This window comes from Agrobacterium sp. LR_9 (genome assembly GCF_041954855.1).
Taxonomy (GTDB): Bacteria; Pseudomonadota; Alphaproteobacteria; order Rhizobiales; family Rhizobiaceae; genus Agrobacterium; species Agrobacterium leguminum.
This window is the reverse complement of record NZ_JAVAYA010000001.1, coordinates 239,592-255,717: the sequence shown is the minus strand read 5'-3', so window position 1 is coordinate 255,717 and position 16,126 is coordinate 239,592. Positions and strand designations below refer to the sequence as shown.

15 protein-coding genes are annotated in these 16,126 nt (G+C 60.0%); all 15 read right to left on the bottom strand.

Going from position 1 to position 16,126, the window contains the following annotated elements:
• Positions 1-114: 114 nt before the first annotated feature.
• The gene (gene lnt, locus RAC79_RS01275; protein ID WP_174038761.1) at positions 115-1,704 is read right to left on the bottom strand and encodes an apolipoprotein N-acyltransferase; all 1,590 of its coding nucleotides are present in this window, start codon (positions 1,702-1,704) and stop codon (positions 115-117) included.
• A 223-nt stretch (positions 1,705-1,927) separates the two neighbouring features.
• Positions 1,928-3,073 (bottom strand): hemolysin family protein, encoded by a 1,146-nt coding sequence (locus RAC79_RS01270; RefSeq protein WP_078051329.1) that lies wholly within the window; start codon positions 3,071-3,073, stop codon positions 1,928-1,930.
• A 15-nt stretch (positions 3,074-3,088) separates the two neighbouring features.
• Complete coding sequence (gene ybeY / locus RAC79_RS01265) at positions 3,089-3,595, bottom strand: rRNA maturation RNase YbeY (RefSeq protein WP_174038760.1); 507 nt, start codon at positions 3,593-3,595, stop codon at positions 3,089-3,091.
• Positions 3,596-3,604: 9 nt separating this feature from the next.
• Positions 3,605-4,660 (bottom strand): PhoH family protein, encoded by a 1,056-nt coding sequence (locus RAC79_RS01260; RefSeq protein WP_078051331.1) that lies wholly within the window; start codon positions 4,658-4,660, stop codon positions 3,605-3,607.
• A 40-nt stretch (positions 4,661-4,700) separates the two neighbouring features.
• Positions 4,701-6,104, bottom strand: coding sequence for a tRNA (N6-isopentenyl adenosine(37)-C2)-methylthiotransferase MiaB (miaB, locus tag RAC79_RS01255; protein ID WP_059759364.1), 1,404 nt, complete (start codon positions 6,102-6,104; stop codon positions 4,701-4,703).
• A 65-nt stretch (positions 6,105-6,169) separates the two neighbouring features.
• On the bottom strand, positions 6,170-6,964 hold the full coding sequence (locus RAC79_RS01250) for a 1-acyl-sn-glycerol-3-phosphate acyltransferase (protein ID WP_125145228.1): 795 nt from the start codon (positions 6,962-6,964) through the stop codon (positions 6,170-6,172).
• A gap of 30 nt (positions 6,965-6,994) precedes the next feature.
• On the bottom strand, positions 6,995-7,423 hold the full coding sequence (locus RAC79_RS01245; RefSeq protein WP_003503749.1) for a Fur family transcriptional regulator: 429 nt from the start codon (positions 7,421-7,423) through the stop codon (positions 6,995-6,997).
• 63 nt (positions 7,424-7,486) lie between these two features.
• A complete protein-coding gene (locus RAC79_RS01240) occupies positions 7,487-7,981 on the bottom strand; it encodes a GNAT family N-acetyltransferase (RefSeq protein WP_020812438.1) in 495 nt (164 codons plus the stop codon).
• 52 nt (positions 7,982-8,033) lie between these two features.
• Complete coding sequence (gene tsaB, locus RAC79_RS01235; RefSeq protein ID WP_374996847.1) at positions 8,034-8,702, bottom strand: tRNA (adenosine(37)-N6)-threonylcarbamoyltransferase complex dimerization subunit type 1 TsaB; 669 nt, start codon at positions 8,700-8,702, stop codon at positions 8,034-8,036.
• Between the two features lie 19 nt (positions 8,703-8,721).
• Positions 8,722-9,285, bottom strand: coding sequence for a NifU family protein (locus RAC79_RS01230; RefSeq protein ID WP_020812436.1), 564 nt, complete (start codon positions 9,283-9,285; stop codon positions 8,722-8,724).
• 145 nt (positions 9,286-9,430) lie between these two features.
• Positions 9,431-9,922, bottom strand: coding sequence for a universal stress protein (locus RAC79_RS01225; protein ID WP_003503758.1), 492 nt, complete (start codon positions 9,920-9,922; stop codon positions 9,431-9,433).
• A 114-nt stretch (positions 9,923-10,036) separates the two neighbouring features.
• Positions 10,037-11,101, bottom strand: a complete 1,065-nt coding sequence (gene trpS, locus RAC79_RS01220; protein ID WP_174038758.1) for a tryptophan--tRNA ligase — start codon at positions 11,099-11,101, stop codon at positions 10,037-10,039.
• Between the two features lie 103 nt (positions 11,102-11,204).
• Positions 11,205-11,609, bottom strand: a complete 405-nt coding sequence (locus RAC79_RS01215) for a VOC family protein (protein WP_174038757.1) — start codon at positions 11,607-11,609, stop codon at positions 11,205-11,207.
• Positions 11,609-13,198: a murein biosynthesis integral membrane protein MurJ gene (gene murJ / locus RAC79_RS01210; RefSeq protein WP_174038756.1), complete on the bottom strand. Its 1,590-nt coding sequence runs from the start codon at positions 13,196-13,198 to the stop codon at positions 11,609-11,611. Before murJ ends, RAC79_RS01215 begins: the two co-directional genes overlap by 1 nt.
• A 4-nt stretch (positions 13,199-13,202) precedes the next feature.
• Complete coding sequence (locus RAC79_RS01205) at positions 13,203-16,031, bottom strand: [protein-PII] uridylyltransferase (protein ID WP_174038755.1); 2,829 nt, start codon at positions 16,029-16,031, stop codon at positions 13,203-13,205.
• Positions 16,032-16,126 lie beyond the last annotated feature (95 nt).

Below are 16,126 nucleotides of genomic sequence, written 5' to 3'. Positions count from 1 at the left end.
GAAAGGGTTGATATCTCGCTTCATTACTATTCGAAGAAATGAGTCGGCAATTCGACAGCGTCTAAACTTGTTTTACGACTGACGTATTCACTATGCAATTACAGGGGTTCCCGGTCAATTCTGGCGCCGAGCGAAACTCAAGGCGGGAAATACCGCAACGATCATCAAGATAGAAAAAATCAACCAGAAATACGTCCGATGTATGTCGTAAGTAAATGCGTCGTTTGACCCACCACTCAAAGTGGCGTCAACAATTCCCACCCGGCCGTAATCGAGCCCCGCAATAATGCGGCCATAGGGGTCTATGACGGCGGAAATTCCGGTATTGGCACCGCGAATCACCGGCACGCCCGTCTCAACGGCCCGGACCCTCGCCTGCAGAAAATGCTGATAGGGGCCGGGCGTATCACCGAACCAGCCATCATTGGTCACATTCAGGATGGCGGCCGAGCCGGCCAGCCCCGGCGTCATCTCACCCGGGAAAATGATCTCGTAACAGATGAGAGGATAGAAGGTCTTGCCCGAAGGAAGCGTGAGCGGCGTGCGCGAGGAAGCGGCGGAAAAACCTCCCGGCAGGGCGATGACATTGTCGATGCCGAACTCCCGCAGGATGCCTTCAAAGGGGACATATTCGCCAAAAGGAGTGAGATGCACCTTGTCGGTCGCGCCGATGATCTCGCCCTGGCTGTCGATCGCATAGACCGAATTATAATAACGCGGCGGGCGGCCTGCCCCCTGATCTTCCATTCTCACGGCGCCGGTGAACAGCACCTGCCCATCTTCCAGCGTTTTGGCGATTTCCGCCAGAGCATCCGGGTTTTGCGTCAGAATGAACGGCACCGAGGTTTCCGGCCAGACGATGATATCAGGGCGCTTTTTCCCTTCGCCGGGCGGCAGAGCCGAGAGCCGCAGGTGCTCGCCAAAAATCTCCGCCCTGTCCGCGTTCAGCATCTTGCGTGACTGATCGATGGAAGGCTGCACGATCCGAACGGTCAGTGCGTCTGCGGGCACCTCCGACGGCGTCTGGAGACGGTAGAAGCCATAACCGAAATGGCCGGCCAGTAGCAGCCCCGCCACGGCAAGACCCGACCACATGCCTTTTTTCGTGCCTATCAGCGCCGGCGAGGCGAATATGAAAACCGCAAGCGTCGTCACGCTGAAAAGACCAAGCAGATGTGCCGACTGCATCATGATCGGGATGGGCATGATGCCGTAACCGATGGCGTTCCAGGGAAAGCCGGTGGCTAGGAAGCTGCGCAGCCATTCCGAAAAGCCGAACGCGGCAGCAAGTGCAGCGATACGGCCGAGGCCCTCCGACCAGAGGAGATTGGCTGCGGCAACCGCAAAACCGTAAAACAACGCCAGAAAAGCGGGAAGACCAAGGATGGCGAGCGGCAGCGCCCAGGCGAATTCATCGGCTTCCAGCAGGAGAGCATTGCCGAGCCACCACAGGCCAGCGACGAAGTAACCAAGCCCGAAACACCAGCCGATGCCGAAGGCTGGCAGGATGCGGCTGAAGAGGCCGCCGCCCGGTTTTCCAGTGCAGCCATCCACAAGCCAGACAAGCAGAGTGAAAGAGAAAAACAGCGCTGCAAAAAAGCCGAATGGAGGCAAAGCGAGCGCCCCGACCGCACCTGCAGCAATCGCCATAACTGCGCGGCTCATGCCGCCGGCCAGCATTACCCTGCCTGCAAGACGCTCCATGCCATCTCCGTTTATGCGCGTCCGGAAAAGCCCGCCGCCGACAAGGCCGCGCCACGGAATTTCCCCTCAGACCCGACGTAAAGGAAAAAAGATTCGCAGTCCACAGGAGGCGTGGCGACCGAAGCGCCACTTGTTCTTTTCGACGCCGAACACGGGCATTCATACCTGTCGCATTGATATGTCGAAAGGTGGAAGCGACGGGGAAAAACCCCGTCACCCTTTCTTAATCGGCGTTCTGCTGGTGCGTGATAAGGCGAACATCCGGCGCAGGCAGCGCAATCACCTCATTGGCGCCCGCTTCGCCCGGAGCGCGATCATCCTCACCTTCGGAGCCGTGATCGCGGACGATACGAACGCCCTTGATGCGCCTGCTATCCGCATCGAGGATCTGGAATTCGAAACCTGGCACGGCCCTGACCACCTCGCCCTTGGCCGGAATGCGGCCGAGCGCGAAGAAGATGAGACCGCCGAGCGTATCGATTTCCTCCAGATGTTCACGCACATCGAATTCCGGCCCGATCGCCTCGGCGAGTTCGGTGAGTTCTGCACGCGCATCCGCGACAAGCACATCGGCTGAAAGACGCGAAAACATCGCCTCGTCTTTGTCATGCTCGTCATCGATGTCACCCACGACCATCTCGACGATATCCTCGTGGCTGACGAGACCGTCGGTGCCGCCATATTCATCGATCACCAGCGCAAGCTGGGTTCTCTGGGCCTGCATCGTCTTCAAAAGGTCGGAGGCCAGCATGGAGGGCGGTGCGAAAAGAATTTTGCGCACCAACCCGGCAGCGGCGACCGTCTGCTCGAGATCGACACGTGCCAGGTCGAAATTCGGCCGCGGTGAACGCGGCGCCTTCACCTCACCGTAAGCGACGCTTCGCGAACCGGCCCGGCGTTTGTTGCGGGCTTGCTTGGCGACATAGGCCAGCAGATCGCGAATGTGGATCATGCCCTTCGGATTATCCAGCGTCTCGTCATAGACCGGCATGCGCGAACGCCCGGTTTCCTCAAAGAGGATCAGCGCATCGCCGATCGTCATATTCTCATCGAGACCGTCGATGTCCACACGCGGGATCATGATATCTTCGACCCGAATCTCGCGGAAACGCAGGATATTGTTGAGCATCGCCCGTTCTTCGGGCGAAAAGGCCGCACCGATTTCGGTGTCGTCCATCAGCGCGTCGGTCAAATCCTCGCGCAGGCGCTCGCCCTGGGATGGTTTCAGCAACCGTGCGATGCGTGACCAGATGGTCGATTTAGGCTTGGCGTTGTAGTCGTGACGTAAGTGACTACTGCCCTCCTCCGAAGAGGACTGCTCGCCGTTTTCTCTGCCCTCATTGGCAGGTCGTGCAGAATGTTCGTTCATGGCTCCAGACAATATTTAAAGCGGTTCCTGACCCGCGTATGGATCAGATAGGCCAAGCACCGCCAAAATGCGAGTCTCAAGCGACTCCATTTCTTCCGCTTCTTCCTCGTCCATGTGGTCATAACCGAACAAATGCAGGAACCCATGAACGAGCAGATGGGTCAGATGATCCCCGAAACTCTTCTCAAGTTCAAGGGCCTCGCGTTCAACCGTCTCGCGCGCGATGACGATATCGCCCAGCATGGGGCCCGGCATTCCGCCCGGCTCCAGCGGAAAAGCCGGGAAAGACAGGACATTGGTTGCCTTGTCCTTGTCGCGCCACTCAGCGTTGATTTCGCGAATATTTTCGTCGTCGGTGAAGACCAGCGACAGTTCCACCGGCATTTTCGGGAAGGGTTGGTCCTCTTCCCGCTTCAGGAAATCGACCGCCACATCCAGCACCCTGGTGGCGAAGGCCAGCAGATCCTCTTCCGAGGACCAGCCTTCGGCCTCGACGCTGATTTGAATATCCAGAGCTGTCATTGCTTTACGTCAGCTGCCCTTTACGAGGCTTTCATCCGGCACGGCCGTGTGGGATTCGTAAGCCCGGACGATACGCGCCACCATCGGATGACGAACGACATCGACATCCTTGAAGCGCACGACGGACACGCCTTCGACATCGGTGAGGATTTGCAGGGCCTCGACAAGACCGGATTTCACGCCGCGCGGCAAATCCACCTGGCTTGGGTCACCGGTCACGATCATGCGGCCGTTCTCACCAAGACGGGTGAGGAACATCTTCATCTGCATGGTCGTGGTGTTCTGGGCTTCGTCCAGAATGACGGCGGCATTGGCCAGCGTGCGGCCGCGCATGAAGGCCAGCGGTGCGATTTCGATGACGCCCGCCTGAATGGCTCGCTCCACCTTGTCACCCGGCATCATGTCATAAAGCGCGTCGTAAAGCGGACGCAGATAAGGATCGACCTTTTCCTTCATGTCGCCCGGCAGGAAGCCCAGACGCTCACCCGCTTCGACGGCGGGGCGCGACAGGATGATGCGGTCAACCGCGCCGCGCTCCAGAAGCTGCGCCGCATGCGCCACGGCAAGATAGGTCTTGCCGGTGCCGGCGGGGCCGACGCCGAAAACCAGTTCGGACTGCTCCAGCGCCCGCATGTAGACATCCTGTGTCGGCGTGCGGGCAGCGATGGTCTTCTTGCGGGTGGAAATCTGTGCCATGGAAATCTTCGCCTTGCGTTCCATCGTCGGCAAGGTCAGCTGGTCGTCCGCGGCCATGGCCATGCGGATCGCGCCTTCGACATCGGAGACCTCGGCGGTTCCGCCCTTGAGCAGCCGTTCATAGAGGAAATCCAGCGCCCGACGAGCCTGATTGGTGGCAACGACATCGCCGGTGATGGCGACGGAATTACCGCGCGGGCGGGCGTCGATATTGAGGCGCTGCTCCAAGAGCTTCAGGTTCTGATCGAACTGACCGAATAGCTCTCCCGCTATCCTGTTATTCTCGAACGTGAGGACGAAGTGATTGGCGTCGGTCGCGGCTTGGCGTGGCTGGCGCGATGAATTTGATACCAATTCGTGTGCGTTCAAGCGGTCAGGCTCCTGTCCCAATCAGTGTCGGCTCCTCACTCTAACTCCCTGCCACCTCGGCAAACAAGCTGTTTGGACCCGTTGCGGTGATTCGTACATTAACAATGTCACCGATTTTCAAAGTCTTTGCATCAAGATTCACGGATTGCAGCCATGGAGAGCGACCTATCAACTGCTCAGGCATGCGGCCGGGCTTTTCCAGCAGCACATCCATGGTTTTTCCGACCAGCGATTCCGCAAATTCCTTCTGCTGCCGCAGCAACAGGGCCTGCAATCTTTCCAGTCGCTCAGCCTTCACCTCTTCCGCAACCTGATCGGTGAGATCGGCTCCCGGCGTACCGGGACGGGTGGAATATTTGAACGAGAAGGCCTGCGCATATTTCACCGTCTCGACCATCGCCATCGTATCTTCGAAATCGCGATCCGTCTCACCGGGGAAACCGACAATAAAGTCTCCCGACATGGCAATATCAGGGCGGGCGGCGCGGATTTTTTCGATAAGCTGGATATATTCCTCACCCGTATGGCGACGGTTCATCGCTTTCAGAATGCGGTCCGAGCCGGACTGCACCGGCAGATGCAGATAGGGCATCAGGAGGCGCAGATCGCGATGCGCGCCGATCAGGCGCTCGTCCATGTCGCGCGGATGGCTAGTGGTGTAACGAAGCCGTGCGAGGCCGGGAATTTCCGCCAGCCGGTAAAGCAGTTCGGCCAGACCCCATTTCTCGCCCTTCGGGCCTTCGCCCTGCCAGGCATTCACATTCTGGCCGAGCAGTGTGATTTCGCGCACGCCGGCATCGACGAGCTTCATCGCCTCATCGACGATCTGGCGCACGGGGCGGGAGACTTCCGAACCGCGCGTATAGGGCACGACACAGAAGGTACAGAACTTGTCGCAACCTTCCTGCACAGTCAGAAACGCCGTCACGCCGCGCGTGCGCAGCGTCGCCTTTTCGGCCACCGGCAGATGCTCGAACTTATCCTCAACCGCATATTCGGTCTCGATGACACGCTCGCCGCCGCGCACCCGCTTCAGGGCGTCCGGCAGGCGATGATAGGTCTGCGGGCCGATGACGACATCAACGGCGGGCGCACGGCGAAGGATTTCCTCGCCTTCCGCCTGCGCAACGCAACCGGCAACGCCGATCATGAATTCGCGGCCCTGCTCTTCGCGCGATTTTTTCATGTCGCGCAGGCGGCCTAGCGCCGAGTAGACCTTTTCAGCCGCCTTTTCGCGGATATGACAGGTGTTCAGCAGAACCAGATCCGCCTCGCCCATATCTTCCGTCTGAACGTAGCCGTCCTTCGCCAGCGCATCGCTCATACGGACGGAATCGTAGACGTTCATCTGACAGCCATAGGTCTTGATGAAGACCTTTCTGCTGTTCGAACCCTCGCGGGCAATCATGGGTGGGGCGTCGAGGCCAAGCGTTTCCTGGGTCATGGCGGCTATCTAGTGTTTTTCACGGCCAGATTAAACAGAAAAATGCCGGAAAAGCTACGATCTCGCTAATTCCGCCAGCCGCCGCGCAGGCTGAAGGCCAGCATGGAGCGGATGGAGGCGGCGATATCGGTCGCCAGGCGCTTGCGGTTATCCGTGCTGTGAAACGGAACGCTGTCACCGAATGTCACGTCGACATCGATGGCGCCGGCCCTGATGATGCCGAGAAGATGCGGCACGAGCGTGATGCTGCCCGGCCAGGCGGCGATGACGCGATGGTAGCGCCCCATGGCCATGCCCTGCACCCTGGTATAGGCGATGGCGACCGGCTGCACATAAACCAGCTTGCCCGGCACCTGTTCAGCGGCGGTGGAGGCCGCACCGAACAGCGAGGATTTGACGGCAAGCATGCGGTTGCCGTCCGAGGTGGTGCCTTCGGGAAACAGAACGACGATCTCGCCATCGGCCATGCGGCTGGCGATCTCGCTCACCTGCGCGCCGGTGCTGCGTTTCTGCTCACGCTGAACAAAGATGCTTTTCTGCAAGCGGGCAAGCCAGCCGAACACCGGCCAGTCCCGCACTTCCGTCTTGGCGATGAACACCACGTCGGCAATGCTGCCCAAAACGAGGATGTCCTTCCACGAGGCGTGATTGACCGCAAGCATCAGCGGTTTCGCCCGCTCCACATCGCCATGCACATGCACGCGGATGCCGAGAACATGGCAGGCGATGCGATGCCAGAGGCGCGGAATGCGGCGGCGAAGCCGCCAGTCGAAGGCAAGGCCCAACAGTTGCAGCGGCAGCAATATGAGCGTGACGATCAGAAGAACGACCGCGATATAGGCTGTCCGGAGCCACATCATGATTGGAACGCCCGTCTGCTCACCGGCGTCTCAGTGTTCGCCGGGCTTCAACGGCACGCCGTAAAGTTCCAGCCGGTGATCCACGAGCTTGAAGCCGTGTTCCCTGGCGATCTTTTCCTGAAGTGCCTCGATCTCGGCGGAATGAAATTCGATGACCACGCCGTTCTTCAAGTCGATCAGGTGATCGTGATGTTCCTCGGGCACGGTCTCATAGCGCGAACGGCCGTCGCGAAAATCGTGACGCTCGATGATGCCGGCATCCTCGAACAGCTTCACCGTTCTGTAGACGGTGGAAATCGAGATGCGCGGATCCACGGCGGAGGAGCGGCGGTAAAGCTCCTCGACATCGGGATGGTCGGCTGACTCCTGAAGGACGCGGGCGATGACACGGCGTTGATCCGTCATCCGCATGCCGCGTTCGGCGCAAAGCTCCTCCAGCGTTTTCGAAAGGTCTGTCACGTCTTCTGGCCTTTTGAGAATTCCGGTTTGCGGCTTTCGCCGAAAAATGCCTGTCGCAGGGAACTAGCGAAGATCGCGGCGCATGACAAGCGCCGTCGACTTCGTTCCATCCTTTGCGGTGTAATAGGCCTTGCGTTCCGCGACGGTTTTGAAGCCGAGCTTCCTGTAAAGCCCCAGCGCAGAGGCATTATTATTATCCACCTCAAGAAACATGGTTTCGGCGCCGCGCATCATCGCCTCGCGGATGGCCGACTGCATCAGACGCCAGCCGAGACCGGCGCGTGCGAACTTGTCCGCCACGGCAACGGTCAGGATTTCCGCCTCACCCGCCACTTCCCGCGCCAGCACGAAACCACCGAGCGGCTTGCTGAAAAAGGCGTTGGTCTGGCGTGCGACAGCACCGAAAACCGACCCTTGCGTCAGCAGCCCGGAAAACTCCCCGTCGTTCCACGGGCGCGGAAAGCGCAGCGCATGCAACTCCGCCACCGCGGCGCAATCCTCATGCTGCATCGGCACGATCTCGAAATAGGGCTTCCAGGTCAGATAGTCGTCAAACATAACAGGAATCGGGCATCACAGGAATCATTCGCACATGTTGACGAATGCCCTATCAGGCAACGCCCTGACGTGCCAGCGCAAAACCGGTCTGCGGCCGGGCATCCGGCCCGCGCAGATAAAGCGGCGCGGGTTTCGGCTGGCCAGCTGGCTTGCGCGCAGCAGCACGCGCGACCGAGGCAATCGGGAAGTGATCCGGTCCCGAACCCGCCTCCAACCCCGCCAAAAGCGGCGCGGCTGAACCGATAACGGCGCCATCAAAACCGGTGGTAACCGTTTTGGCGTCGTCCAGGGGCAGAAGCGCAGCATCGCTCAGCGGCGATCCATCCGCACCGAATGTCTGGAGATAGGCTTCGCCGCGCTTGGCATCCAGCGCAACGGCCACGGACCGGCCGGGATTTGCAAGCAGATGATGAAGCGCCAGCGTTTCAAGCGTGGTGACGCCCACGGCCTCGACGCCGAGCGACAGGGCAAAGCCGCGCGCGGCGGCGATCCCGACGCGGATACCGGTGAAAGACCCCGGCCCGATGGTCACGGCGATGCGCCCGATATTCTGGAGCGACAGTTGCGCCCGCTCCAGGGCACCGTCGATCACCGCCATCAACCTTTCGGCATGGCCCTTGCCGATCGTTTCGCATACCTCGCCGAGCACCCTGTCGGAGGCGCTGTCATAAACGCATGCGGAACAATCCACACCTGAGGTGTCGAGTGCGAGAACAATCATGATGGCCTGGCTTGCGCTTTTATACCGCTTCGACTTCGCGCACTTCCGGCACGAAATGGCGAAGCAGATTCTGAACGCCATGCTTCAGCGTGGCGGTGGAGGACGGGCAACCCGAGCAGGCGCCCTTCATGTTCAGGAACACAGTACCATCGCGGAAACCTCGGAAGGTGATATCGCCGCCATCCTGCGCCACGGCGGGGCGGACGCGGGTATCCAGCAGCTCCTTGATGGTGGCGACGATGGTTTCGTCACCCTCTTCGAAGAATTCGCCCTCCTCATCCGACACTTCAGCCGCAACAGCCGTGCCCATGATCGGGCGGCCGGACATAAAATGTTCCATGATCGAGCCCAGAATGGCAGGCTTCAGGTGCTGCCATTCCGCACCGTCCTTGGTGACGGTGATGAAATCGAAACCGAAATAAACGCCGGTCACACCCGGAATGGTGAAGAGGCGCTCCGCCAGCGGCGAAGCCTGCGCCTGCGAAGGGTTGAGAAACTCAGCCGTACCGCTTTCCAGCACCACTTTGCCCGGCAGGAACTTCAACGTCGTCGGGTTCGGCGTGGCTTCCGTCTGAATGAACATCGTCTGTCTCCTTCGAGGTCGCCGTTCACGCCCCGTAATTTAGAATTCTTCCAAAAAATACGCCCGGCGAAGCTGCACTTCAAGCCCTGACATGATAATTACATTCAAGAAATCGTCAGCCCCTAAATCTTGTCCGGGACCCGGATCAGCAGAGAGCGTCGATTTCCTCATCGGACAAAGTATCCGGCAACACGGTGACGGGAATGGGAAAGGCTGCCCCACGTCCGGCGATGGAGGAAACAAGCGGTCCCGGCCCTTCCTTCGTCGAGCCAGCCGCGAGCACCAGAATGGCTATATCGCGGTCTTCCTCGATCAGCCCGTGAATCTGCTCGGTGGCGCTGCCTTCGCGAATGACGGCTTCCGGCTCAATGCCGATGGTCTCGCGCACCTTCTGGGCGATTTTGGCGAGCGTGGCTTCCGCCTCCTCACGCGCTTCGGCCCGCATGATCTGCTCGACACCCAGCCATTGCTGGAAATCGCCTTCCGGGATCATGTAAAGCAGCACCAGCCCGCCATTGGAGTTCTTGGCACGACGACCGGCATAGTGCACGGCCCTTTCGCATTCCGGTGTGTCATCGATAACAGCGAGAAATTTGCGACGATGCCCTTCCAGACGCGACAGCCGTTTTGAAACCATTCTGCACTCCCTAGGTCCGCCGTGATCCGTAAAACCGCCCGACGTTTCGGGCGGAGATTATATCAAATCACGGCAGGCGCAAACCGCCCGCCGCATTCGCGCAGCAGCGACCTGTCAGCGCAGGAAGCCGATGATGTCGCGCACCTCGTTCATCGTCTTTTCGGCGATGGTGCGTGCCCGCTCGCCGCCCTGTTTGAGGATGGCGTCGATATGGGTCGGGTCATCGAGAAGGCGGCGCATCTCGTTGTTGACGGGGGCCAGAACATTAACCGCAAGCTCGACGAGGGCCGGCTTGAACGCCGAGAACTGCTGTCCGCCGAATTCGGAAAGAACATCCGCCTTGGTCCTGTCGGAGAGAGCAGCATAGATGCCGACGAGGTTTTCGGCCTCGGGACGGCCCTTCAGGCCTTCCACTTCGCTCGGCAGCGCGTCCGGATCGGTCTTTGCCTTCTTGATCTTCTTCGAGATCGCATCGACATCATCCATCAGGTTGATGCGCGAAAGATCGGAAGGGTCGGACTTCGACATTTTCTTGGTGCCGTCCTTGAGCGACATCACGCGCGGTGCCGGACCGCCGATCAACGGCTCCACCATCGGGAAATAGGCGTGCACCGGCTCATCGCCCACGGTGATATCGAGCCCGAGACCCGCCTTGCGGATATGATCGCCGAAATCGATATTGAATTTCTGGGCAATATCGCGGGCAAGTTCCAGATGCTGCTTCTGGTCATCACCAACCGGAACATGCGTGGCGCGATAGACGAGAATGTCGGCAGCCATCAGGCTCGGATAGGCCAGCAGGCCGAGCGAGACCTGTTCGGCATTCTTGCCGGACTTGTCCTTGAACTGCGTCATGCGCTCCATCCAGCCGATGCGCGCCACGCAGTTGAACACCCATGCGAGTTCCGCATGCTGCGGCACGGCCGACTGGTTGAAGACGATATGTTTTACAGGGTCGATGCCCGAGGCGATGAAGGCGGCCGCAATCGAGCGGGTCTGCGCCTTCAGGTCCGCATGAACGAGCTGGGCGGTGATGGCATGCATATCGACGACGCAATAGATGCAGTCGTTATCTTCCTGCAGCGCCACGAATTTGCGGATGGCGCCGAGATAATTACCGAGATGCAGATTGCCGGTCGGCTGGACGCCCGAGAAAACCAGCGGCTTGAATGCGTTCATTGTCGTCCTCGAAAAGGCTTGTGGAGGGCCCCGCCCCGTGATTGGAATTGCACGCGCGCTTATGCACCCGCAGCCCCTCGCAATCAAGCGCTTTCAGGGCATGTCAGCCGCGCGGCTCCAGAAGATCCCAGCGATTGCCATAAGGGTCTACAAAGACCGCAACGGAGCCGTAAACCTCGTGGCGCGGTTCTTCCAGAAAGCGCACGCCGCGGGCGAGCATGGTCTCATAATCGCGCTGGAAATTATCGGTGTGCAGGAAAAATCCGACACGCCCGCCGGTCTGGTTGCCGATGGCAAGCCTCTGCGGTTCACCGTCCGCCTCGGCAAGCAGCAGGGCGCCGCCATCGGTGCCTTGCGGCTTCACCACCAGCCATCGCTTGCCGTCGCCAAGCGGCTGATCGGACAGGCATTCGAACCCGAGAATGTCGCAATAAAACGCCTTCGCCCGATCGTAATCGTCCACGACAAGCGTGACGAGCGCGATGCGGCGGTTCTCGGCAAAGGACATCAGCCCGCCTCCGTCTCGATGTTCTTTTTGCCGCGCTTGCGGATGGCTCGCTTGACCATGCCGATATCGGCTCCGCCCGAAACAAAGGCCAGCACGAAATAGACCAGCATGGCTGCGAAAACGAGAGCCATGATGGTGCCGGCCCGCACGAAAATGGACGAGGCGGAAGACAGTTCGAAAGTCAGCCAGGTGAGCGCATAATGCACGAAACCGGCCATCAAGGCCGCTGCCAGCAGCAAACGCGGAATGCGGGTGAGCAGCGGAATATCCACATGCCAGTGCCCGCGCCATAAAAGCATGCCGAACAGCAGGGCGGCATTGACCCAGCCGGCGGTGATTTCGGCGATGGCGATGCCGGGGCCCCCAAGACGCGGAAACAGTGTCAGCGCCAGGGAGACGTTCACGACGACGGAAATCGCCGCGAAGATCATCGGCGTACGCGTATCCTCGCGGGCGAAAAAGCCCGGAATGAAGGCCTTGATCAGCACGAAAGCCGGCAGGCCAAGACCATAGATACCGAGGATTTGCGCGACGGTGATCGTGGCCGAAGGCGAGAAGTTGCCGCGCTCGTAAAGGAAGCGCACGATGGGTTCCGCCATGACGAGAAGTGCTGCGGCAGCGGGCAATGTCAGGAACAGTACGAATTCGACCGAGCGGTTCTGCAGGCTTCCCGCCTCCACCATATGCCCGCCGCGCAACGCCCGCGCCAATTCCGGCAGAAGCACGGTGGCCACCGCGATGCCGACGACGCCGAGCGGCAGCTGGTAGATTCGGTCGGCATAGGCAAGCGACGAGATCACGCCCTCGCCGGCAGAGGCGATATTGGTGTTGATCAGCAGATTGATCTGGGTGATGCCGCCGGTAATCGCTGCCGGCAGCGCAAGAACCAGGAGGCGCTGCACATTCTTCGTCAGCCGGGGCCTGCGGAAACCGATGCGCATGCCGGCATTGCGCACGGCTATCCAGACAATGGCGAGCTGCACCAGACCCGCCGCCATCACACCCCAGGAGAGCGCATAACCTACCTGAAGCGGATCGTAGTTCTTCCACCATGCCAAAGCGAGCACGCCGATGAGGATGATGTTGAGGAAAACGGGAGCAATTGCGGCTGCGAAATAACGATGCAGCGAGTTCAACATGCCGCCCATCATTGCCGCCAGAGACATGCAGGCGAGATAGGGGAACATGATGGTGGCGAGATGGACGGTGTTGTCGAATTTCACCGGATCTTCCAGAAAGCCCGGCGCGATCACCGTGCGCACGATGAACGGCATCGACAGTTCCATCAGGATCGTCAGGGCCAGAAGCACGGTGAACAGGACGCCGAAGACTTCCTCGGAAAAGCGCCTCGCGCCTTCCATGCCGTTCGCCTCGATTTCCTTGGCGAATAGCGGCACGAAGGCCGAGTTGAAAGCGCCTTCGGCAAACAGCCGCCGGAAGGTATTGGGGAAACGGAAAGCAGCATTGAAGGCATCCGCCACCGGGCCGGTGCCGACGGCGGCGGCCATCAGGGTTTCGCGCAGGAAGCCGAAGATGCGGCTGCCGAGCGTGGCTGTGCCGACTGTGGCGAACTTGCCGATCAGGCTCATAATCTCAAGCCTTTGCCGTTCGCGCGGCCGGCAGGGCCGCCACGTCTGGATGGGCGATGATGCCGTTCGGCATACGGTCTCGCAATTCGTCTTCCTGCTCGCTCATCACCGCCTTCAGGCGCGTGGCGATGCTGGCCTGCCGGTTGTCATTCGTCACCTTCTGGCCGAAGAGGTCCGTCACATAGAATGTATCGATGACCTTTTCGCCGAAGGTGGTGATGCGGGCGGAGTGAATATCGAGCGACAGATCCGCGATAACGGCCGTCATATCCGCCAGAAGCCCCGGCCGGTCGAGGCATTCCACTTCGATAACGGTGAACTTGTTCGAAAGCCCGTTTGAGATGATGACCGAGGGCGGAATGGTGAAGGCGCTCTTCTTCTTGCGGCTCTTGGTGCGCGTGGCGATCATTTCCGGCAGGCGCTGCTTGCCGGAGAGAACCTCCTCGATGAGCTTGCCGACATTGTTGCCGCGCCGCGTCTCGTCCTCATCGATCGGAAATTCGCGGTTGATGAGGATCGTATCGAGCGCCCGCCCATCGGACGTCGTGAAGATCTGCGCATCGGCGATATTGGCGCCGGCGGCAGCACAGGCGCCGGTGATGATGGACAGCAGACGCGGATGGTCGGGCGCCAGCACGGTGATTTCGGTGATGGCGTGGAAGGAATGGGTGCGCACCATGGTCGACAGCGCTTTTTCCTGCTTGTCGGCCTCACGGATGAAGCGGGTATGGCGCACCTGGTCTTCGAGCGCCACCGTCAGCAGATAGGGCTCGTAGTGCAGCTTGGTATATTTACGCCGCGCCTTCTGGCCCCAGTCGTCGAGGGCGTCGTAGAGCGCCTGCCGGGCGATCTGAGCGCGCTCCTTGCGGGAGACTTCCGAGAAGCCGCCCGACAGCAGCAGTTCGGTCTCGTAATAAAGCGAACGCAGCAGCTGCCCCTTCCAGCCGTTCCAAACGCCAGGACCGACGGCGCGGATATCGCAGACCGTCAGGATCAGCAGCATCTTCAGCCGCTCCATGGACTGCACCTTGTCGGCGAAATCGGTGATTGTCTTGCGGTCGTGCAGGTCGCGCGTCTGGGCGACCATGGACATCAAAAGATGCTGCTCGATCAGCCAGACCACCGTTTCGGTCTGCTTGCCGGTGAGGCGAAAACGCTGGCAGAGCTTGCGGGCCACACGCGCGCCGGCAATCGAGTGGTCTTCCTGCCGGCCCTTTGCCACATCATGCAACAGAACGGCAACATAGAGCGCCTCACGTTCCTCGACGCTCGGCATCAGCTGGTTGGCGAGCGGGTGGGCATCGACAGCCGTTCCCTTGTCCACTTCCGAAAGCACGCCGACGGAGCGGATCAGATGCTCATCCACCGTATAGTGGTGATACATGTTGAACTGCATCATCGCGACGATCTTGCCGAATTCGGGGATGAACTTGCCGAGCACGCCTGCCTCGTTCATGCGGCGCAGGGTCAGCGCCGGATCGCGCCGGGACGTCAGGATCGACAGGAAGAGCTGGTTTGCCTCTTCGTTTTCCCGCAGCTCGTCATTGATGAGCGACAGCGAACGCGTGACGACACGCAGCGCATCGGGATGCAGTTCGAGATTGTTGATATCGGCAATGTGGAACAGCCGGATCAGATTGACCGGGTCGTTCTTGAAGACATCTGGCTTGGCAAGCGCGATGCGGCCCCGGTCTTCAACAAATTCCACGGAACCCGGAATCTTGCGAACCCGATGGGCGAAGCGGCTGAGAACGCCGGAAAGGCCCGGCACATCCTTCGCCTGCCGGTCTTCCAGAGCGGCGCAGACGATGCGGGTCAGGTCACCGACATCCTTCGCAACGAGGAAATAGTGCTTCATGAAGCGCTCGACGGCGGAAAGGCCGGGGCGCGGCTGATAATTCAGGGCATCAGCAATCTCACGCTGGATGTCGAAGGAAAGGCGCTCTTCCGCCTTGCCGGTGATGAAATGCATCTGGCAACGCACAGCCCAGAGAAAATCATCGGCCTTTTCGAACAGCCTGAGTTCAGGCCGCGACAGGACGCCGAGCTTGACCAGATCGGCCGTATCGCGGACGTGATAATAATATTTGGCGATCCAGAACAGCGTGTGCAGGTCGCGCAGGCCACCCTTGCCTTCCTTGACGTTCGGCTCCACCAGATAACGCGTATCGCCCGCCTTGCGGTGGCGCTGGTCGCGCTCGGCGAGCTTTGCGGCGATGAATTCCGGGCCGGTGCCGGTGACGACTTCCGACTCGAAGCGTTTTTCGAGATCGTCGGTCAGGGATTTCTTGCCGCAGATCGCCCGCACTTCCAGAATCGCCGTGCGGATCGTCATGTCGGATTTGGAGAGGCGAATGCATTCATCCACCGTGCGGGTGGCGTGGCCGACCTTGAAACCGAGGTCCCAGAGGAGGTAGAGCACGAATTCCACGGCCTTGTGCATGTCGGGCGTGTTCTTGGCCGGCAACAGGAACAGGAGGTCGATATCCGATCCCGGCGCCAGTGTGCCGCGTCCGTAACCGCCAACCGCGGCGACCGCGATCTGCGGCGCATCTTTCGGATAGACGTATTGGCAGGCGAGATCATAGAGCGTTTCGATCAGCCGATCCTGGAGCCAGGAGATGCGCCGGGCGCAGTCAATGCCGCTGCCATCGGCTTTCAGTAGTTCTCTGGCCTTTTCCCGGCCTTCCGTACTGGCCTTGCGGAAGATCGGCAGTAGATCGGACTTGATATCGGCGATGCGTTTGCCGTCTTCCTTGAAGATGATGTCACAGTCGCGCTTCAGCGCCGATACATCGAGAATGTCGGAAAAATCCAGGTCCTTGATGGCCATCTATGCCGGTATCCATGTCCTGTGGGAAATCCCACCACTTGCGATGGGAGTGTCCTATAGCGAGTTTTAAAGGCGATGGACAGGCAGTCTATCCT